Below are 21991 nucleotides of genomic sequence, written 5' to 3' on the forward strand. Positions count from 1 at the left end.
TTGCAAAACCAGTAATAGGTCAATATCTTGATATTATAAACAATATTTCAAAGAACGTTAAAGAGTATTAATCGCTTGCAAAGTCAAATGACTTTAGCAGAGGGGGACACCATGCGGCATCAAGTTTTTCTCTTACCGAGTTTGGATATAAACCGCATGGCTGTCCCCCTCTGGAGGGGGTTAGGGGGAGGGAAAACCACATAAAATATAATAATTTAAAATCGTAAATAACACCATGAACCTCAAAAAAATCATCGAATGCGTACCTAATTTCAGCGAAGGTCGCGATTTAGAGAAAATAGAGAAAATAGTATCTTCTTTCCGTGCCAAAGAAGGAGTTAAGCTTTTGGACTACAGCAACGACGAAGACCACAATCGCCTTGTTGTTACTGTAGTTGGCGAGCCCGAAGCATTATCTAATGCCGTAATCGAAGCAATAGGCACTGCTGTTGAGCTAATCGACCTGAATCAGCATACAGGACAGCACCCACGTATGGGTGCAGTAGATGTGGTTCCGTTCATTCCCATTAAGAATGTTTCGATGGAAGAGGCTATAGAACTATCTAAAACGGTTGCTGCCCGTGTTGCCAAGCTATATAATCTGCCCGTATTTCTTTACGAGAAATCGGCCTCAGCCAGCCATCGCGAAAACCTTGCCGCCGTTCGGAAAGGAGAGTTTGAAGGCATGGCCGAGAAGATTAAACAACCGGAATGGAAGCCCGACTTTGGTCCTGCCGAACGGCATGCCACTGCCGGAACCGTGGCAATAGGTGCACGTATGCCACTAGTAGCCTATAATATTAACCTGAGCACTAACGATTTAGATATAGCCACAAAGATTGCCAAGAACATTCGCCACGTTAACGGAGGATTGAGATATGTAAAAGCAATGGGCGTAGAACTAAAGGAAAGAAACATTACCCAGGTATCTATCAATATGACCGATTATTCGAAAACAGCCTTGTACCGCGCTTTCGAACTCACTAAAATAGAGGCACGGCGCTACGGGGTTACCATTGTAGGAAGTGAGGTTATAGGACTGGTACCAATGGAAGCCTTAATAGATACAGCTTCGTACTACCTTGGTCTGGAGCATTTTTCAATGGAACAAGTGTTGGAAGCACGTATCATGGAATAGAAAATGCAGTGCATTCAGGCTGTTAACACCCGGGTCTTCACACCGTGTACACCCGGGTGTTCAAGCCATGTACACCCGGGTGTTAGTGTTGTGTAGACCCGGGTGTTCACGCATTGAAGACCCGGGTGTTAATAAAGAAAATGCAATGCATTCTCAAATAAGATAAACCGTATGAAGGAGAATTTAGTAGTATTTAATGCACGTATAGCTACACCATTAGGATCGACTGCCCGCAAGGGGCACGAAATGGGCGAGCTACATATCATTGAAAATGGAACGGTAGAAGTAACCAATGGCATTATAACCTACGTTGGCCCGCACCGTGGAATAGAGCGCGAAGGCTTTCATTGGGGATACTATCAGTATAATGCGCATGGTAAATGTCTGCTACCAGGATTTGTTGATTCGCATACACATTTTGTGTTCGGAGGTGAGCGTTCGGAAGAGTTTTCGTGGCGATTGAAAGGTGAAAGCTACATGTCTATTATGCAACGTGGCGGGGGAATTGCCAGTACGGTAAAGGCCACGCGGGCGCAATCGTTCGATCAGTTACGTACCAAAGCAGAAGGTTTTTTAAAGAAGATGACTGCAATGGGAATCACCACCGTTGAGGGAAAAAGCGGCTACGGACTTGATTACGATACGGAACTCATGCAACTGGAAATAATGAGAAGCCTCGACACCAACGAGAAGAAACAGGTTGATATTGTTTCTACCTTCCTCGGTGCCCATGCATTACCACAGGAGTACGCCGGCCGTGCAGACGAATATATTGATTTCCTGATTAAAGTGATGTTGCCCGAAATACGGAAAAAGGATCTTGCCGAGTGTTGCGATGTGTTTTGTGAAGAAGGTGTATTCTCAATAGAACAGTCGCAACGGTTAATGATAGCAGCAAAAGAAATGGGTTTCCTCCTTAAGTTTCATGCCGATGAAATTGTATCTTTGGGTGGTGCCGAATTGGCTGCTGAGCTAAATGCCCTTTCGGCCGATCATCTTTTACAGGCTTCGGATGCCGGAATTTGTGCGATGGCAGAGAAAAATGTAGTTGCCACTTTGTTGCCGCTTACTGCTTTTGCTTTAAAAGAGCCTTATGCCCGCGCCCGCGATATGATAAATGCGGGATGCGCCGTAGCGCTTGCAACAGACTTGAATCCGGGTAGTTGTTTCTCCGGTTCTATACCCTTAACTATTGCGTTGGCGTGTATTTATATGGGCCTCACTATAGAAGAGGTAATCACTGCTTTAACCCTCAATGGTGCGGCCGCGGTAAACCGGGCCGATAGTATAGGCAGTATAGAGGTCGGAAAAAAAGGAGATATGATTTTACTGAACTCGGATAAATACAATGTATTACCTTATTATATAGGGATGAATTGTGTGGAGGTAACTATAAAAGAAGGCAGAATGTACTTAAATAAGTTTTGAGTTATGAGTTTTGAGTTTTAAGTTACCATGCGGTTCATAACTTAAAACTTAAAACTCATAGCTCAAAACTCATAACTCAAAACTCATAACTCAAAACTTAAATACCATGTTAACAGATTTAACCGTAAAAGAATTCTTAGATAAAGTAGCCGGAAACGATCCCGTTCCCGGTGGAGGTAGTGTTGCAGCATTAAATGGCGCTATAGCTTCTGCACTTACTGCCATGGTGGCCAACCTTACCATAGGTAAAAAAAACTATGAGGAACATCAGGAGTTTATGCAACGCGCAATTGAAGCAGCACGCGAGGGTATAGACTTATTCGTAGTTAATGTTGATAGAGATTCGGAAGCTTACAACAAAGTTTTTGATTGTTTCAAGATGCCCAAAACTACAGACGAAGAAAAGGCAGCGCGCAGTGCCGCCATTCAAGAAGCCACTAAGTTTGCAGCAACTGTACCAATGGAAGTAGCCCGAAAAGCTTATTATTTGATGCTACTTATTAAGGATGTAGCTCATTTGGGAAACCAAAATGCTGTAACAGATGCTTGTGTAGCCATGATGTCGGCCCGTTCGGCAGTGTTGGGAGCACTGATGAATGTACGTATTAACTTAGGCTCATTAAAAGATAAAGAATTTGTTGCTAAAATGAATGATGAAGCAAACGAACTGGAACTACTGGCATGCGAAGTAGAAAAGCAGTTGCTCGAAGAGGTAAACCAACAACTACAATCATGAAAAATGTATATTACGTAGGTTCCGGCGAACTTACATTCGATATTATTGAACGGATAATCAACGATAATTTAAAACTGGAACTGGCCCCCGAAGCAAAGGAGCGGATTCAGAAATGCCGCGATTATCTGGATAAGAAAATAGAATCGTCCGACAGCCCTCTGTATGGAATAACCACGGGATTCGGTTCCTTATGCAACCGCAACATATCGCCCGACGAGCTAAGTACCTTACAAGAGAATCTGGTGAAAAGCCATGCTTGCAGTGTAGGCGAAGAAATACGTCCGGTAATTATCAAGCTGATGATGCTTTTCAAGGCACATGCCCTGTCTATGGGACATAGTGGTGTGCAGATAATTACTGTTCAGCGCATCCTCGATTTCTTTAACAATGATGTAATGCCTATTGTGTACGACCGTGGATCACTGGGCGCATCGGGCGATCTGGCACCTTTGGCAAACCTGTTTCTTCCTTTGATTGGTGCAGGCGATGTGTATTATAAAGGTAAGAAACGCGAAGCCATCAGTGTACTGGATGAGTTTGGATGGGAGCCGGTAAAACTAAAAAGCAAGGAAGGATTAGCCCTGCTCAATGGCACCCAATTTATGAGTGCGAATGGTGTGTTTGCTATCCTGAAAGCATTCCGCTTATCGAAACGTGCCGACCTGATTGCCGCTCTTTCCCTCGAAGCTTTCGATGGATTGATTGATCCTTTTATGGATTGCATTCAACAGATACGTCCGCACAAGGGACAAATTGAAACGGGAGAGAATTTCAGGAAGTTGCTTGAGGGAAGCGAACTTATTGACCGGGCGAAGGAACATGTGCAAGACCCTTATTCGTTCCGTTGTATTCCGCAGGTGCATGGGGCAACAAAGGATGCAATTCGTTATGTATCATCGGTTTTGCTTACCGAGATTAATTCGGTAACAGATAACCCAACCATCTTTCCGGATCAGGACAAAATTATATCGGGTGGTAACTTCCACGGTCAGCCGTTGGCCATTGCGTATGATTTTCTGGCTATTGCCTTGGCAGAGTTGGGTAACATTTCCGAAAGACGCGTTGCGCAACTTATTATGGGATTACGTGGCTTGCCCGAGTTTCTGGTTGCCAATCCGGGATTAAACTCCGGGTTTATGATTCCGCAATACACAGCTGCTTCCATGGTGAGCCAGAATAAGATGTATTGTTATGCAGCTTCGAGTGATTCGATTGTATCTTCTAATGGACAAGAAGATCATGTAAGTATGGGCGCCAATGCTGCCGTGAAACTATATAAGGTGATGGATAACCTGGAGCATATTCTGGCAATAGAGTTGATGAATGCTGCTCAGGGTATTGATTTCCGCCGGCCGGCGAAAACGTCTCCTATGCTGGAACACTTCTTAAAAGAGTATCGGAAAGAGGTTCCGTTTATAAAGGAGGATATTGTGATGTATAAGGAGATACACAAAACAGTGGCGTTTTTGAATCGGACGAAGTTTGATTATTGACTTTTCCTCCTCCGCCTTTCGGGCACACCGAGGCGGTGATCCAAGCTATCCTTCTTTGGAGGCGGTGCCCAAAGGGCGGAGGAGAAAAATGATAATCTACCGAAAATCGATATGCACAGGCAACGTATACCACACCCTTACAGGTTTCCCATCCTTCATACCCGGTTCCCATTTCGGCATTTCACGGATTACCCGTAGATACTCATCATCAATCACTCCCAGTGATCTGATTACATATACTCCTGTAATACTACCATCTTTCTCTACAATAAAACGGGCAATGAACCGTCCGTGTACTACATCCTCCTGACTTATAGAAGACAATTTAATGTTTTTACTTAAATAAGACATAAAGCATGCAGTTCCACCAGGGAACTCCGGCATTTGTTCTACTATTTCGTACACAATAGTATCCGATTCTATATAGGTACTATCTATTGTTTGACTTTTGCAGTACAGAGAAGTTAATGCCATTATAATTATCAAACAGAATCGTTCCATAGCTAGCCAACTATCCGTTTCACAACCTTTTTCAAATTCCCCTCTTCTGCCCAAGCCTTAAGTTGAGGAATACTTTCCATATTGGCTTTAGCTTGATTCAGAACCAGCAATTCTACATAAATTTCCAATAACTTTTTCAGATTCTTAATAGGCTTTTCGCTCAGTTCGGCCAGCAAAGCCTCGACTAGTTCCAGCAATGCGCGGTTGTGCTGTGCACTGATTCCCATCATATTCAGGCTAATGAGGTCGGTAAGTCTTTTGAGGGGATTCATTTCTATCGATTCAACAATACCGATTGCCTTACCCACACGGGCAGAATCAATGGTACCAGACATCACACGATCTGTCCAAATACTTAAAGCATAATCACGGGCAGGCTTATGATCGCCCATAAATAAAGCCGATAATGCCAGGTAGTGCATCTCGCGAAAAGGAACATCGAGTATTTGCAGTGCTTTGCCTGTACTGATACCCACACGCTGTTCTGCAACTTCCCATCCGCAGAAATTCAGGTATGTTCCCACATATCCTACTATCAAATCGAGGTTGTTGGGAATGGTCATCAACATATATTCAATAAATTCGTCCGAAGGACTGGAATCTAATACATATTCTATAAATAAAGGGTTTGTATGCTTTTTTAGTTCATATTTTGGAGTAGTTAACCTCACTTTGTTCCAGAACTTAGGAACCCGTGTCCACGAACGAGTTTCTGTACTGTATTGTCCGTAACCCAAATACTCTTCAATATAGGTTTCCCAACCATGATTTCCAGAAAGATGTGCTGCCGGAATATCTTTGTATTCAAGGTTTTTTAGTTCCGGGAAATCCACTCCGGGCGAACGTACAATTGCAGCAGTTACCCACCATGCCGGATGCGCAATGGCATCAGGTTGTTGAGGCCAGGCTTCCATGCGGTTAAACAGGAACAACATTAAATCTTTCAATTCTCCTGTTAGCTGTTCGTTTGCCAAGGCTAACGCATCTTGTGTATTATCCAACGCACAACGTTGAATGGCAAGTTGCATATCCATATCAATAGGTGATGTACCTTGCTGCTGATATGCAATAAGCTTTTGTACCAACACGAAAGGATCTATCCAGATTGGCAGATGCGTTGGAGCAGAGAGTAAAGGCAGTTTATCTTGCACTTTAAGCTTTTGAATAACGCCAAGAGCTATTTGTTGAAATCCTGTATAGTAAGATTTTACCTGTAACTCCGATAATGGTTTTTGCCTCTTTACATAATGCTTGTCTTTATCATAAGCAGTCAACTTATCGCGGTACTTTATTAGTGTATTGGTTTGATTGGGAAATTTTTTAATAAGATAAGCCGCATAATCGGTCAATGTTAAGTGTACCATCCCATCAAATTGTGGAATTTCCCACTTGGCAAGGGCCTTATATACTTTTTGAAAAACTGGTTCAAGCAGCACCAATTGTTGTTCGGTAACTTCGTTTCCCCAGACTGCAATACTGTTTAATAAATGATCGAGGTAATAAGGCTCGGGCATTTCCAATGCTTGCGAAAGGGCGAATACAAAGTCTTCTACCGATGTTGGAACCGGGATTCTGTTGCATTCATTTATTAATGGCTGTCTTTCAACAACAATATCTTCGGGTACCGATTCTACCTGAGTTTCTTCCGGAAGAAACTCTTTTAAAGTAGTACGGGTATTACTGAGCAGGCTATCGGCATAAGGCAACAATAGGTTCTGTGCTTCGACACCGGGCGAGAGATATTTAATGAATAGTGTTGCTGTTTTTTGTTGTATTGCTTCGTCTTTATTCAGGAAGGCAGTTCCAAGCACACTGAATATCTCTTCTTTGAAAGTACTCTTTTGTTTTAGTAATACTTCAACAACAGCAAGAGTAGCAGTTACTATTGTTTTTACCTCCGAGTTTAACAACAGAGGTAGCGAAGGAAGAAACTCTTCGGTGCGGAAGCGTGGGTCGGCAGCCAACTTTTTAAATAGCTTCATGGTTGTGCTTACCGGCTTAGACCATACACTGGTTAAGGTAGCAAAGAGCTCGTCTTGCAGTTCAATGAGTTCATCGTTGGTGGGTTGCATCACTACAAAGAGATTTACAAACCAACCTGTCTGCGTTTTATTAAAGTTGCGGGTTACGGTGGTCAGACTTTCTCTGAGCACCCTCATACGGTCGAGGCGGCCTTCGGTAGTGTATTTAATAAAGGTATCTTCCCAATATCCGTATTTGGCAGGCATATTTTTACAATTATTTCTGCTCCATTCTATGCCCGATGGTTCTTCAAACATCCACCAGATATGTTGGTCGAGTGAAATGGGGTACTCTTCAATTATATCAAGTGTATACTCACACTCCCGGGTTTCTTGGTTATTACGGAATATAGCGCGTGGAAATGTGTTTAGGATCCTTGTCCGTGCATTTTTTATATAGCCAGCCTGTTCCCATTTTACCAGATATTGGTACGAGCTTCTGATATTGTATTCCTCAAAATTCTTGGGGCAATACCAAGGTAGTATCTGGTCGAGGATTTCGGCATCAGGTGCCCATCTCCAAGCACTTTTAAATTCTTTAGGCGAGAAACATACAAACATGGCAATCTTGTTTATTCGTTCTTTCTCCCAGATTCGTGGTTCGTTTCTCTTCTCGTAACTGTTATTTATTGAATCATCGTATTCCTTTATGGCTGGAACCAGTGCTTTGCGCTGGTCGGGGGTGAGTGCTTTCAGAAAAGATATCATGCCTTGGGCATCAATATCTTCGATTAGTTTAAGTAGTTGTTGTTCCATTTGTTATACTATTTGTATTGTAACCCAATTCTTCTAAATAATCAATACCATTCTGAACTTCTGTTTTATTGCTGCCAGTCCAGCCATGCTTTATGCCCAGTTCTATAAACTTTCGTATAAGTCCAGGGTGATTGATATTTATAGTTTCGTTACTATTCATTGTTTTATGGAATAGTTTAACTCCCGAATTTAATGGGTTTCCCAGAAAATAATTGTCTAATGTTAAGAACTTAATGATTAAGGGTGTTTTCTTTTCGCCGTTTAAAAATATTCTAATTGTTAGTGTACTGGTTTGGTTTTCTTTATGGTATTGGGTTGTTATACCATATAAATACTCATCACCGTCAATAGTGATTTTCCTCAGTTTGCTCATAATCTCAATATTTCCCCGGATAAAGCACCTCTAGCTTCACTATATAATGGCGCATAATAAGCAACGGAATAATACCGAATATGCCAAACGAACTATCAATCAGTTGCCAGTAGAAAGGTATCTGACGTATTGCACCGCAGATAAAGATAACCGGCATAATGGCCACACACAAAATCATTGCCCAATAAACAATCCAGATGTTGCGCACCGGTTTTACATATACACCAATAAACGCTATGGCAATGCCAATATGTGCAAACGCCAGCCAATCGGTACCATAAGCCAGAAACGGATAGGCTTTGTTGGTTTGATGAATACCTTCGTAAACCCAAGCAATCCAATATTGGAAGCCTGTATATGTTTCGGCAGGTACATCGGTAGAAATACCTAATATGCCACAAAGTAATTTCAGCTCCACCTCTAATGGGAATGCTGTTGCACCCGAAACAATGAGAGCGGCAATAAAGAACAGGGTAAAGAAACGGATAATAAACAGTAACTGTTTTTCTTTTCTGGTTCGATACATTGGATATAACTTAATAGGTTTAAGTAACAAAAGTAAGGTTTTTAAATAAAAAAAGAGAATAAAAGGAGGGAGAAGTGAGGTAAAGTGAGGTAAAGGAGGTAAAGGAGGTAGAGGAGGTAGAGGGAGGTAAAAGTAAGTGAGGTAAAAGTAAGTGAGGAAAGATAAAGGAGATAAAGTTGATAAAGTACCATGCGGCATCGCTACTTTATCTCCTTTACCTCCTTTATCTCCTTTACCTCCTTTACCTCACTTTACCTCCTTTACCTCACTTTACCTCCTTCACTATATTGTTTTCTCAATATTCCACACAAAGGCTCTTAAACCTAGTTGCTCGGTTTTTTGGTCCATCTCGTGTAAGGCATCGAGTAAGGGGTCAACTCTGGCATCATCTACTATGGTAATGATAGCCGAGTTCATGGAAGGCCATGCATGACTACCAAAATGCGGATCGCCGGTTTTGCTTCCACGGCCCTGCACTTTATCGATAAGTGTAAAACCGCGGCAGTTCATACGATCCAATAATGCAATAATTCGTTCGTAATATGCCTGGTCGAATGTTATAAGTACTGACTTCATTGTTTTTTCTTTTTAATCATTGTCTCTTTATGCTCTTCGAAATATTCATCGAGTGCACGTTTATTTCTCAATGCTTTGCGTTGACGTTTAATTCCTGTAGCAGCAAACATACAGTAAAGTACCGGAACAAGAATCAACGTTAGAACAGTTGATATGGTTAAACCACCGATTACGGCTACCCCCATTGGGCGCCACATTTCGGAACCTTGACCTCCACCAATTGCCATCGGAACCATACCCAGAATGGTTGTCATGGTGGTCATTAATACCGGACGCAAACGGCTTCTACCAGCTGTTACTACCGAATTGATTACCGCCTGTCCACGTTCACGGCAAAGGATAATATAGTCGATAAGCACAATACCATTCTTCACCACAATACCAATCAACATGATACCTCCCAGCAAACTCATTACACTCAGGGTACTGCCACTAACAAACAGTGCCATAATTACCCCACTAAATGCAAACGGAATGGAGAACATGATAATAAACGGATAGGTGAGCGACTCAAACTGGGCAGCCATTACAATGAATACCAGAATAACAATCAGCAATCCTAAAGTAGCCAGATCTTGGAAAGATTCTACCTGGTCTTCGTAAGTACCGGCAATCTGTATGTTGATATTAGCTGGTACATCCATCTGATCAATCAGGCGTTTTCCTTCAGCAACTACATCACCCAATGGCACATCCGAAATAACAGCCGATACTGTTACCAAACGTTCGCGGTCTTTACGTTCAATGGTAGGAGGTGCAAAGCGTTCTACCACAGTTCCAAGGTCGCGCACACGTACTGCCTCTCCTTTATTATTGTAAATCAGGATGTTTTCAAGACTTTCAATGCTGGTACGAAACTCGGGAGCGTAACGTACTACAATATCGTATTCGTCACCATCTTCGCGATACTGGGAAGCTTTTGCACCGTTTATACGGTTACGCAAGTAGGTTCCGGCAGTAGCCAGATTCAAGCCATGTACAGCAAGTTTCTCTCTGTCAAAGTCTACCTGATACTCAGGTTGGTAATCACCACGGCTGATGTTAACCTCGGTTACCCCCTTTATCTTGAACAATTCGCGTTTCAGGTCGGCAGCTAGCCGGTCGGTAACAGCCATATCGTATCCATAGATTTCGAAGTCGGCACTAGCTTGTCCTCCCATGCTACCGCCTCCACCACCAAGGATTACCTGTGTTTTACTGAATTCGGGATAAGCACGTAAATCGGCACGCATCAGGTCGGTTATTTCTACAATACCACGTGTACGATCGCCTGGGTCGCTCAAACGGATATTATAAGATACAATGTGGTTTCCGTTGGTTTGCATAGAAGCAAATGTATTGTCGGAGTCGGCCTGTCCTACACGGTAGTTACATACAATGATTTCAGGGTATTTCTCCATCCACTCGTCTGTAAGTCGTTGAGCTACCTCTTGCGCTACTTCTTTCTTTGTACCAATGGGCATTTCTAACGTTGCCGAAAGTGTACCACCATCCTGAGTTGGGAAAAACTCGGTACCAATCCCCTTCATGCTGAATAAACTTAATACAAAGAAAGCCACACAAGCCAATACTACAACCCAACGATGACGTACAGCCCAATCCAACATATTTGCATACCACTTATCCAATCCATCGAGTGCTTTTTGAATAGGGCCATACAGTATTTTGAATGTTTTGGTTTGTTTCTTTTGCAAACGCAACAATTGCGAACAGAGCATGGGTGTTAGTGTTAAAGCAGCTACAGTCGAAATAATCATAATGATACACATCATCCAACCCAACTGTTTGAAAAGTACCCCAGTCATACCGGTAACCATAGTCAGTGGGAAGAATACAGCCAACATAGTAAGTGTAGAGGCAATAACCGAAATAGCTACCTCGTTGGTTCCGTGCATAGCAGCTTGCTTGGGTTCGGACCCACGTTCAATATGTGTAGTTACGTTTTCGAGTACCACAATGGCATCGTCGACCACCATACCAATAGCAATAGACAGAGACGAGAGCGAAATAATATTCAGTGTGCCACCTGTTATGGCCAGATAAACAAATGACGCAATCAACGACAGCGGAATGGTTATCGATATAATTAAAGTAGCCCTCCAACGGCCTAGGAACAAGAATACCACAATAACAACAAACAACAAGGCATAGGCAACCGTTTCGGCCAAACTATTAATTGTGTTCATAATGTTGTCCGAGGTATTATAAATAACTCCCAACTTCACATCCGAAGGAAGAGTTTTCTGTAATCCGTCCATCGAATTTATTACCTTCTGTGCAATAGCTACCGAGTTGGCTCCCGATTGCTTTTGTACAATAATCATCGCCCCACGCTTATTGTTTGTATAAGCTTCCTGGGCACGCTCTTCAACGGTATCGGTAATACGGGCAACATCGCGCAGGTAAACATTTGCTCCGTTAGAGCTACCTACTACAATATTCAACATTTCGGTTGCGTCTTTAAACTCACCTTCTACACGTAAAGCAAATGTTTCGTTACCAACATCGAAGTTACCGCCTGGTATGTTACGGTTCTCGCTTCCTATAATAGCACTGATTGTTTCAATCGTAAGGTTATAGGCTTCTAATTTGTTGGGGTCGCAATATACCTGTATTTCGCGCTTGGGAGCACCCGAGATAGATACAGTACCTACTCCGGGAATACGGGCCAGCGGATTGGCTACATTATCATCCAGTATTTTATACAGTGCTGCCTGACTTTCTTCGGCCTGTACCGACAACATGATGATAGGAATCATGTCGGTACTAAATTTAAAGATAATCGGCGTTTCTGCATCATCGGGTAATACCGAAGTAACCATATCTAATTTGTCGCGCACATCGTTAGTAAGTACATCAATGTCGTATCCATACTCAAACTCCAATGTAATAAGCGACATGTTTTCGGATGATTTGGATGAAATATGTTTCAGATTACTTACTGTATTCAATGTATTTTCAAGTGGACGCGATACGTTATTCTCTATATCCGATGCACTGGCACCCGGATAAGAGGTAATAACCATAATCGTGTTTGTATCAATATCCGGTAGTAAATCTACCGGTAATTTTGATAAGGAAAACAGACCAAAAATCACTATTGCAACAAAACACAGTGAGGTCATAATCGGTTTTTTAACCGCTCCTTCGTATAAACTCATATCATTATTATTTTTTGAACGTTACTGATTGATAGCTATCAATTTACATCTACTTCCATGTTATCGAGCAAACGTGCCTGACCTGCTATTACTACTTGCGAATTGTTATCAACTCCTGAAATTAATTCGTATTCAGCACCCATACGGCGTCCGAGTTCTACTTTATTGTAAGATACTTTTCCGTTATTGTAAACAAACACATACCGGTCACCGGCTCCGGCTTGTTTCACAATAGCCTGATCGGGCACAACAACGTGCTCAACAGTTCCAAAGTTTACAGTTACACGGGCAAACATCCCGGGACGCACACGGCTGTCGAGGTTTCTTAGTTTTACTTCAACCGGAAAAGTGCGGGTATCGGCATTGATGGTAGGATATACCAAGCTAATTTCGCCGGTAAACTCTTCATCGCCATATACATCAAACTTAATTGATACAGGTGATCCCTTCACAATTTTGGTAAAGAACGTTTCGGATACGTTAATCAGTAGTTTAACCGGAGTAATCTGCTCAACTACAAGTACAGGATTGCCACCGCTATACATGTCACCGCTATCATAGTTACGGGCAGTAATAACACCACTAATAGGGCTCAGCAAAGATGTATTTTCCAATAAGTTCTTATACGAGGTTTTTCTAACATCTAATGCTGTTTTTGCAGCATCCCATTCCGATTTAGATACACCACCCACATTGTATAGTTCATCAATACGTTTAAATTCTATTTCTTGATTTTCAAGTTGCAGTTTAAGTTGTTTCAAGTTATTAGCATCCATTTCAACCAATCGTTGTCCTTTTGCTACCCTATCGCCCACTTCTACCAATATTCTTTCAATACGTACCGGAGAGGCAGGTGCAATATTATTCTTCACTTCCGGTTCAACAGTTGCAGTGTATTCCTGAATCTGGGCAACCGGACGCGCAGATACTTTTGCCAGTTTTACAACTGGTTTTTCTTCTTTCTTTTCTATCGTTTCGTTATCCTTTTTACCCGAACACGATCCTAAAATAGCGACTGCTAATACAGCAATCAAATAGAAACCTTTTTTCATTGTGCTTTGTATTTTTTCATTTTTATTTTTCAATTACCCTCACCATCTTTACCCAATACCAGGTCTAAGTCTGATTTAGCCACCAGAAAATCATAAATAGCCTGTGTATACGTTAGTTTAGATTGAGTTAGTGCTAACTCCGAGTCGTTCAACTCCAGAATTGTGCCTTTACCTACTTCATAGCGTTTTTGTGCAATAGTACGCCCTTTTAACGCCTGATTAACATTTTCTTTGTTCGATGCCAATTGTTCAACAGATACTTGCATATTATTCATATAGCTTTCGGCCTGCATATTCAAACTGCGTTGCAGGTTTATTCTGTTCCAATCAACCTGTTGCATCTGTATTTTAGTTTGTTTTATTTTATGCGATCTGGCACCACCTGTAAATATAGGAATAGATACTGTTACGCCCACTGTGCTATATGGACTCCATTTATAATCCTTAAATTTAAAGTCTTCATTCATTGCAATCCATTGCAACATGGCCGATGCCGATACTGTAGGTAAATATTCTGCTTTATTCATTTGATATGTTTTAAGCAGCATTTCTTTTTGGATATCCAGTTGTTTGAGCGAAGAGTTATTTAAAACCAATGTAGTATCTATTTTCATATAGTCTACATACATATTGTCTTCATAATCCGACAACCGTCCAACAATATTCAAATCAGTGTCCGAGTCCATTCCAATTAATACCTTCAATTGCAATTTTGTTAACTGAACAGCATTTTTAGCTTGTAATAAGCTAGGATTAAGATTACGTACTTGTACTTCGGCACGGATTTTATCATACTCCGACACAAGCCCTTGTTGAAACGAGTTGTTTACAATATTGTAGTTATCTTCGGCCTGTTTGTAGCTTTGCTGCAACACTTCGTAAGAGTCTTGAGCCAGTAACAGCTGGTAATAAGCCTTTGTTACTTGGTTTTTAAGATCTTGTTTTGATGCCCGCGATTGTTCAACGGCAAGTTCTACATCCAACCCACTCAGCGAGATAGACTTATATAACGTAGGAGCAAATATTGGTAATGAAAGATTAAAACCTCCACTCCAGTTATTAGCCAATCCAACTTCGAAACCACCATCGCCCGAAGACGCTTCTGTTTCTTCGCCACTTCCCCAATCGGGAGTTAAGCCCAGTTCTTCGTACAGCGGATTTATTATCTTAGCCAATGGTTCCATAATCATAGAAGCCATTCCTCCTCCGCTTCCTCCGCCCATGTACATTACTTGTTTCTTTATGGTGCGGGTGTATCCTGCCGAAGCAGAGATCTGCGGAAACAATTGCGCAACAACTCCTTTTTTTGCATATTGCTTCTTCTCAATTTCCTGGCCTGCTACAATAATTGTTGGGTTTTCGCTCAAAGCAATTTGTAGCGCCTGATCTAGTGAGAGATTCAGCGTTGTTTTTGTTTCCTGTGCCATAGTGTTGTTTAAACTTAACGAAAAAACAACAAGCAGTGCCAAAACACTCTTTTTACTAATCTTTTTCATACCTAAAGTTTCGTCTCTTTTTTATGAATATTTGTTTTCTTCTGATCGTTTTTTGCGAAACTCTTCCATAAATTCGTCGAGTTCGCGAATACCTTTTTCGGTAGATATACCTCTTAAATAGGTTAACATAATCGATTCGTAAACCTCCAGAAAAGGAAATTCATTCAATGCTTTTACTGCAAGTAAATCCATTTGTTCGCGCAAAAGGAAATGAATTATTTCAAAGTTTATATCTTTTCGGAACAACCCCTGGTCTACTCCTTTTTTCAGAAAGTCAATTACCACTTTATTGTCTTTCTCTTTGTTCTTCTTAATCATCTCATGCACTTTGGGGTATTTCTTTATGTCTTCAAAGAAACTCTTATTTACCTTATTATACATTTCAATGCTACCCTGGTAACACTTAAGTATAACTTCCAACACATCCGATGATTCATTTACCAATTGTGTTAAAGCTTTCTGAACATATTGCTGGTGATAGAGAATGCATTCTTTCAACAACGTTTCTTTATCCTGAAATATTTCGTATAACGTTCTTTTTGATATTTTCAAAAGTGCTGCAATATCATCCATTGTTATACTCTTTATTCCGTTTTTGCGGAATGCATCTAACGACGTAAGAATAATTCGTTCTCTTAAATCTACCTTCAAATCTGTCTCTTTTGCTTTATCAACCATCATTTTAATTTATGTTCTTGATACTCAAATTTATAAATAAACTTTTCTTCCGTTTTGAGTTTTCGAGCGGCAAAGATAGATAGAAAACTTAGAATACAAATAAAGTTTTCGTCTATTTATTTACTATTTTGATAAATATTATGATTTATGGAGTAAAACTCAGTTCACTCATATAACATTGCTGGCAAAAAAGGATTCAAAACGGTGTTTTTCGATATAAGAGCAAAAAATATTATCTTCGCAGCCGAAACACTCTTAATTTATTTGATTATGACGAAATTTAAAGCAATATATCTTTTATTACTGTTGCACATAGCAATGGTACAATTTGCAACCGCAACCAACACTGTTTCATCTGTTACCGAAAGCCCGCTGACCGAGAAAGGCTTACTACTCATCCAAAAGATGGGACGGCTTGCTGGTACATCTGCCTATGTAAGAGCAATAAGCTCATCAGGGGATGTTATGGAAATTATCAACGAAATTGCCGGGCAAGAATTCGGCAATCCTTCGCGGATATTCGCTATTCCGGATCTCGACAAGGCTATACGCACCATTCCTTTCATGGCAGAGTTATTTAACAATGTTCCGGATGATATGAAAGACGTGATTGATGAGAAAATGATCCTCAACATCCCAACATTCCTTACCGCAAATAATAACGGAGCCACAAATCTCGCGGCAACTTCTTTTCTAATAACCGATGGAGCATTTTTATGTAGCGGGCTCACTACGCCAACTCTATATATCTATCTCTACGAAGGTAATTATCATGGCATGGTATTATTCATTCCTATGGAAGATAATGTAGTAAAGGCAATAGCCCGTTTTGTAATAGAACCGGAGTGGAGCGGCTTGCAAACAGCCGAAGATGTTGGTCGTATTTTGGAAGAGAATTCGCCGATAACCGGGTTGCAAGTTGAAGTTGTACCTTTTGCCAACAAGTAAATACCAGTTATATACTCCATAAATTTGGTTCAAATCAGATTGGAATTGAATAAAAACACGGAGACACAGAAACACGGAGCTTATCGAAAATGCCCGTAGGGCATTCATATCAATAGAAAGGCAATGATAATACTCTTCACAACCCGGTACGGGTTGCATGGTAGATACGATGCAACCCGTACCGGGTTGAAGATTAAAACTTATTATTATTCTATTGATATGAATGCCCTATGGGCATTTTCGATAAGCTCCGTGTTTCTGTGACTCTGTGTTTTAGTTCAACTCAGCCCTAACCGAACCAAAAATGCAGTTCATTTGCACCTCAAATGCAGTTCATTTATACCTCAAATGCAGTTCATTTAGCATACAAATGCAGTTCATTTAGGGTGCAAATGCAGTTCATTTGTAGCTGAGAGTTGAGAATTGAGAGTTGAGAGTTCCATGCGGCATCGTAACTTTCAACTTTCAACTCTCAACTAGAGCAGCAGCAGTTTCTTTTTTATCTTTTTCTACTGATGTTTTCTTTTCTGTTATGTTATGTTCTGTTGCCATGGTAGTACCATTTTTCTTCTGCCAGCGTTTGTTCGCGTTTTTCTTTCCGACTATACTGCGTTTAACTATCTTATCATTGTAATTTTGCATAACCCGTGTAACATATTCAGACGAAATAATGGGTTGTCATTTTCCATTCTATCTACAGTGGTTGTACAACACATCATCAATCTATTTACAACGAATGTTATACGTATGTGTATCCTTAACTGAACCTAAACCGGCTACAAAATAAGCAATACAGATATATGTTTTTAACTATAGTTTGCGTAGATTGCAAAATAATGTGTTTTGGACTATAAGGTACATCTTCCGGACTATATTGCACCTGTTATCTAGCTGGTGAAGCTATTTTTGATCATTATTATCCTTTCACTATAGCCATTATTACAATGAAAAGAATATCTATTTTCTTCTTGTACTGCATATTTACATTAACCTCACAGGCTATTTTCTTTAAACATATTGGTACGAACGAAGGTCTGGCCCAACTCTCCGTTATGTCTATCTACCAAGATGAACTGGGCAGAATGTGGTTTGGAACCTACGAAGGAATCAGCATATACAATGGAAACCGGATAACCAACCTAAAACCGGTAATAAACCCCGATCACTATCCGGATTTATCGGGAAAAGTAAAAGCCAGCAATACACTTATTATAACTGGCAACAACATGAACAATCTGTTTTTCAGGGTAGATTATGCTTTGGTTAAATACAATATTAAAACAGATGAAATTCAACTGCTGGTACCAGATAGGGTAAATACAGTGGCATCGGTTGATGGTGAAATATGGTATTCGCGAAACGATTCTATCTTTCGTTGGAACGACGAGGCCAACACAGCAGAACTGATTTTGAAAACTGGTTTAAAGAGTCCGATCACCAAAATTCACCGGGCTACAAATAAAACTTTGTGGATTGGAACCTCGTATGGATTCTACAAAAAAACAAATACCGACCAGCACCCTGTATTGGTTATTCCGGCCAAAGATATAGCCGAGATATACGAAACCTCCTCGGGCGACATCTGGATTGGTTGCCGGATGGACGGAATGCACAAAATAGATAAGAACGGGCAGATAACAGAGTTCCTTCATCAACCAGGTAACCCCAACTCTATAGCAAGCAACCAGATAAGGGCTTTTTTGGAAGATAAAAAAGGAAACTTATGGATTGGTACATTTAACGGACTACAGAAGTATGAACCCGAGACTGGAAAATTCACCCTGTATTCGCCTTCTAAACAGCCGGGTAGTTTAAACCATGCATCGGTGTTTTCGCTTTATCAAGATAAACAAGGTACAATATGGGTGGGCACCTATTATGGAGGGGTGAATTATTTCAATCCGGATAGCGACATCTTTACATATTACACCGACGATCCGTTGCGCAGCGATTGCCTGAGCCATGTTTTTGTGGGCAACATGGTTGAAGATAAGAACCACGACATCTGGATTTGCACAGAGGGGGGAGGCTTGAATAAGTTAGATAGAAAAACAAAATCGTTTACTCATTTTATGGCAAACAGAACCCCCAATTCTATTGCCCACAATAACATAAAAGCAATAGTATACGACCAAAAAAGACACTCGCTTTATATAGGTACACACACCGGAGGGATTTCGAAGTACGACATAAGCCGGAATCAATTCACCAATTACCTGTCGGTATGGAAACACACACCCAATACACCCGGCGATATTATACACAGCATGCAAATTGTGGGCGACAGTTTGTTAATTACAGCCCGAAACGGTTTGTTTGTTATGAACATGGCAAACGATTCGGTAAAATACCTGTTTAAAGAAAAAATTATTAATGGGCTTTCTATCCTTGTTGATAAAGACAAGAAATTGTGGATATCGCAAACCGATCGTCTGTTGCAAATAGACCTGAAAAACGAAGCTAATGTAAAAACATATAGGTTTGGCGAAAAAGGACTGGGAAGCTTTCAGATTATGAAAATGTTGCAAACAGCCAATGGCGATATTTACTTTGCCGGTAGAGGCTCGGGAGTATCCCGGTTTAATCCCGAAACAGACACCTTTGAACGCTTTACGGTAGAAAACGGCGCATTGATGAGCAATTATTGCTACAACATAGCCGAAAGCCGGCAAGGAAATCTGGTGCTGACTACCGATAACGGTTTATCATTTTTCTTACCTCAAAAAGGAACGTTCGAACATGTATCTTTAGGTACAAACGGCTTGATTGTATCGGCATTTAACGAAGGCTGTGGTTTGTTGGTTGGCGACAATGGCGAAATATTTGCAGGAGGCACAGACGGCTTAACTACATTTTTCGAGGACGATTTGTTTAACATCAACAAAGATTATAACATCTTCTTTTCGCAACTACAAATATCCAACAAGGTTATTACGCCCAATGATAAAAGCGGCATCCTGAAAAAGGCACTTGCCTACACCGATAAAATTACGCTGAGCCATAAACAAAACAATTTAATTATCTCTTTCACTTCCAATAACTACATCGGAATGTTAGATAATTACATCTACGAATATAAACTGGAAGGATTCGATGCTAACTGGATCAGTACTTTTAAAGATAACATTTACTACACCAACCTTAATCCGGGAGATTATGTTTTAAAAGTACGGCAAAAAGAAATAAACCAAAGCAAATCTATCCGCGAAATCAGTATGGCAATTCATATAAAAACCCCTTTCTATGCCACTCCCATATCAATAGTGTTGTATATATTACTGGTATTGCTCATTATATCTACGTTGGTTTATTTTCAATACAGCAAAATAAAACTCAAAACATCATTAGATCTGGAGAAAAAAGATAAAGAACAGATTGAAATCCTGAATCAGGCCAAATTAAGGTTCTTCACCAACATCAGTCACGAGTTCAGAACCCCTTTAACACTTATCATATCGCAAGTAGAAGTGCTGTTGCAAAACTCCAGTCTCTCGCCCACTATCTACAATAAAATACTAAAGATATACAAGCACACTTATCAGATGCGAAGGCTGATTTCCGAATTGCTTGATTTTAGGAAGTTTGAACAAAACCACGTAGTATTGAATCTTGTAGAAAAAGACTTCGCCTCGTTTGTGCAAGAGATTTATTTAAATTTCTACGAATTCTCGGCAGCACACCATATTACATATACTTTTCAGTCGAAAGCCGAAAAGGTACTTGCCTGGTTCGACCCCATACAAATGCAGAAGGTGGTATACAATTTACTTTCCAATGCCTTTAAATATACCAAAGCCCAAGGATTTATTGAAGTTATCGTAGTTGAAAAGCAAGATACTATTGATTTACAGATTATCGACAACGGTATTGGAATAAACCAAAAAGATATCGAAAAGATATTCGACAGGTTTTATCAGGCAGGTAACGAACCCGAAAACTTACCCGGAAACGGAACCGGTATCGGATTGGCATTAACCAAAAGCATTGTCGAAAGTCATCATGGCACAATATCAGTAAAGAGTCAGCCGGGCTACGGCAGTATTTTTACGGTCACCCTAAAAAAGGGAAACGAGCATTTTGCAAACGACAAAGGGGCTTCGATAGCTACCGATTCGGCCATCGAAAACATTAAACCCGACACCCTGCCCGATCCGTTCTTTATGGATACAATGACCGAATCGCTCGAAACATCTATCAACGATGATATAAAGGAGGAGAAAAACATCATCCTGATTGTTGAAGACAATGAAGAGCTATTGCAAACGCTAATCGCACTATTCAGCCCATTGTATCAGGTGGTTTCTGCCCGCAATGGAGAAGAGGGGCTGCAAAAAGCAATCGACGAACATCCCGACCTGATTCTTAGCGACATTATGATGCCACGAATGACGGGTACGGAAATGTGTATGCGTATAAAAAGTAACATCGATCTATGCCACATCCCTGTAGTACTATTAACCGCCCTCACCTCGAGCGAACAAAACATGGAAGGGCTACAACGTGGTGCCGACGATTATATTGGAAAGCCTTTTAATGCCAAACTATTGATTGCCCGTTGCAACAATTTAATAAGAAACCGAAAGTTGCTACAAAACAAATACAAGCAGCAAACCACTACAGACACCAAATTGCTTGCTACAAACAAACTCGATCTGAATTTTATTGAGAAAGCCGAAAGTATTATTATTGAATATCTCGACGATCCGGAATTCGACATTAATCAGTTGGCACAAGAAATGGCATTAGGTCGCAGTACACTCTTCTCTAAGTTCAAGAGCTTAACCGGAATGACTCCCAACGAGTTTATTCTGAACTACAAACTTAAGCTGGCTGCAAACCTTCTTCAGAATGAACCCGATTTGCAAATCTCGGACATTTCGGACAGATTAGGGTTCAGCTCACCCCGGTATTTTAGTAAATGCTTTAAGATACAGTTTAATATAACTCCGGTTCAGTTCAGGAAGCGGGATTGAGTACCTTTTCGCGCCTTCAGCCCCTTCCTATGTGTTAAAATACCAATACTGGATTATTTGATACCTCTTTAAGATTAATAGCTCCATTGCTTCTATGTATAAACTCTAGTTTTGTGCTATCACATTTCTATAACC

Annotated in this window: 17 protein-coding genes; 7 read left to right on the forward strand and 10 right to left on the reverse strand. The window is 40.7% G+C overall.

The genetic code is table 11. The features are described 5' to 3' along the window. Positions 1-235: 235 nt before the first annotated feature. The 4 genes from ftcD (at position 236) to hutH (ending at position 4795) form a co-directional block, all read left to right on the forward strand. Positions 236-1138, forward strand: coding sequence for a glutamate formimidoyltransferase (gene ftcD / locus D0T85_RS20390; protein WP_163215361.1), 903 nt, complete (start codon positions 236-238; stop codon positions 1136-1138). Positions 1139-1309: 171 nt separating this feature from the next. Beyond that, complete coding sequence (gene hutI, locus D0T85_RS20395) at positions 1310-2566, forward strand: imidazolonepropionase (protein ID WP_163215362.1); 1257 nt, start codon at positions 1310-1312, stop codon at positions 2564-2566. Positions 2567-2672: 106 nt separating this feature from the next. Continuing rightward, the gene (locus D0T85_RS20400) at positions 2673-3302 is read left to right on the forward strand and encodes a cyclodeaminase/cyclohydrolase family protein (RefSeq protein ID WP_163215363.1); all 630 of its coding nucleotides are present in this window, start codon (positions 2673-2675) and stop codon (positions 3300-3302) included. Further along, positions 3299-4795, forward strand: coding sequence for a histidine ammonia-lyase (gene hutH / locus D0T85_RS20405; RefSeq protein WP_163215364.1), 1497 nt, complete (start codon positions 3299-3301; stop codon positions 4793-4795). Before D0T85_RS20400 ends, hutH begins: the two co-directional genes overlap by 4 nt. A 96-nt stretch (positions 4796-4891) precedes the next feature. On the opposite strand, the gene D0T85_RS20410 is transcribed toward hutH, so the two are convergent. The 9 genes from D0T85_RS20410 to D0T85_RS20450 all read right to left on the reverse strand — a co-directional run bounded on the left by D0T85_RS20410 (position 4892) and on the right by D0T85_RS20450 (position 15938). Beyond that, on the reverse strand, positions 4892-5296 hold the full coding sequence (locus D0T85_RS20410) for an energy transducer TonB (RefSeq protein WP_163215365.1): 405 nt from the start codon (positions 5294-5296) through the stop codon (positions 4892-4894). A gap of 2 nt (positions 5297-5298) precedes the next feature. Next, positions 5299-8073 carry a DUF6493 family protein gene (locus D0T85_RS20415; RefSeq protein ID WP_163215366.1) on the reverse strand — a complete coding sequence of 925 codons (2775 nt, stop codon included), beginning with the start codon at positions 8071-8073 and terminating at the stop codon, positions 5299-5301. Next, positions 8054-8446 (reverse strand): hypothetical protein, encoded by a 393-nt coding sequence (locus D0T85_RS20420; RefSeq protein WP_163215367.1) that lies wholly within the window; start codon positions 8444-8446, stop codon positions 8054-8056. The genes D0T85_RS20415 and D0T85_RS20420 overlap by 20 nt, the downstream gene beginning before the upstream one ends. A 4-nt stretch (positions 8447-8450) precedes the next feature. Beyond that, on the reverse strand, positions 8451-8972 hold the full coding sequence (locus tag D0T85_RS20425) for a hypothetical protein (protein ID WP_163215368.1): 522 nt from the start codon (positions 8970-8972) through the stop codon (positions 8451-8453). 282 nt (positions 8973-9254) lie between these two features. After that, on the reverse strand, positions 9255-9548 hold the full coding sequence (locus D0T85_RS20430; protein WP_163215369.1) for a PG0541 family transporter-associated protein: 294 nt from the start codon (positions 9546-9548) through the stop codon (positions 9255-9257). Further along, positions 9545-12709, reverse strand: a complete 3165-nt coding sequence (locus tag D0T85_RS20435) for an efflux RND transporter permease subunit (RefSeq protein WP_163215370.1) — start codon at positions 12707-12709, stop codon at positions 9545-9547. The genes D0T85_RS20430 and D0T85_RS20435 overlap by 4 nt, the downstream gene beginning before the upstream one ends. Positions 12710-12747: 38 nt before the next feature. Continuing rightward, entirely contained in the window at positions 12748-13761 is a 1014-nt protein-coding gene (locus D0T85_RS20440; RefSeq protein WP_163215371.1) for an efflux RND transporter periplasmic adaptor subunit, read from the reverse strand. Between the two features lie 29 nt (positions 13762-13790). Further along, complete coding sequence (locus D0T85_RS20445; protein WP_163215372.1) at positions 13791-15257, reverse strand: TolC family protein; 1467 nt, start codon at positions 15255-15257, stop codon at positions 13791-13793. Positions 15258-15278: 21 nt separating this feature from the next. Continuing rightward, positions 15279-15938 (reverse strand): TetR/AcrR family transcriptional regulator, encoded by a 660-nt coding sequence (locus tag D0T85_RS20450; protein WP_203558538.1) that lies wholly within the window; start codon positions 15936-15938, stop codon positions 15279-15281. Between the two features lie 267 nt (positions 15939-16205). On the opposite strand from D0T85_RS20450, the gene D0T85_RS20455 reads away from it, so the two are divergent. Beyond that, entirely contained in the window at positions 16206-16883 is a 678-nt protein-coding gene (locus tag D0T85_RS20455; protein ID WP_163215373.1) for a histidine phosphatase family protein, read from the forward strand. Positions 16884-17006: 123 nt separating this feature from the next. Continuing rightward, positions 17007-17147 (forward strand): hypothetical protein, encoded by a 141-nt coding sequence (locus D0T85_RS22565; protein WP_203558539.1) that lies wholly within the window; start codon positions 17007-17009, stop codon positions 17145-17147. A gap of 201 nt (positions 17148-17348) precedes the next feature. On the opposite strand, the gene D0T85_RS20460 is transcribed toward D0T85_RS22565, so the two are convergent. Further along, positions 17349-17525: a hypothetical protein gene (locus D0T85_RS20460; RefSeq protein WP_163215374.1), complete on the reverse strand. Its 177-nt coding sequence runs from the start codon at positions 17523-17525 to the stop codon at positions 17349-17351. A 302-nt stretch (positions 17526-17827) separates the two neighbouring features. On the opposite strand from D0T85_RS20460, the gene D0T85_RS20465 reads away from it, so the two are divergent. Further along, entirely contained in the window at positions 17828-21856 is a 4029-nt protein-coding gene (locus D0T85_RS20465; protein WP_163215375.1) for a two-component regulator propeller domain-containing protein, read from the forward strand. Positions 21857-21991 lie beyond the last annotated feature (135 nt).

Source organism: Bacteroides sp. 519, assembly GCF_010500955.1.
Classification (GTDB): Bacteria; Bacteroidota; Bacteroidia; order Bacteroidales; family Bacteroidaceae; genus Bacteroides.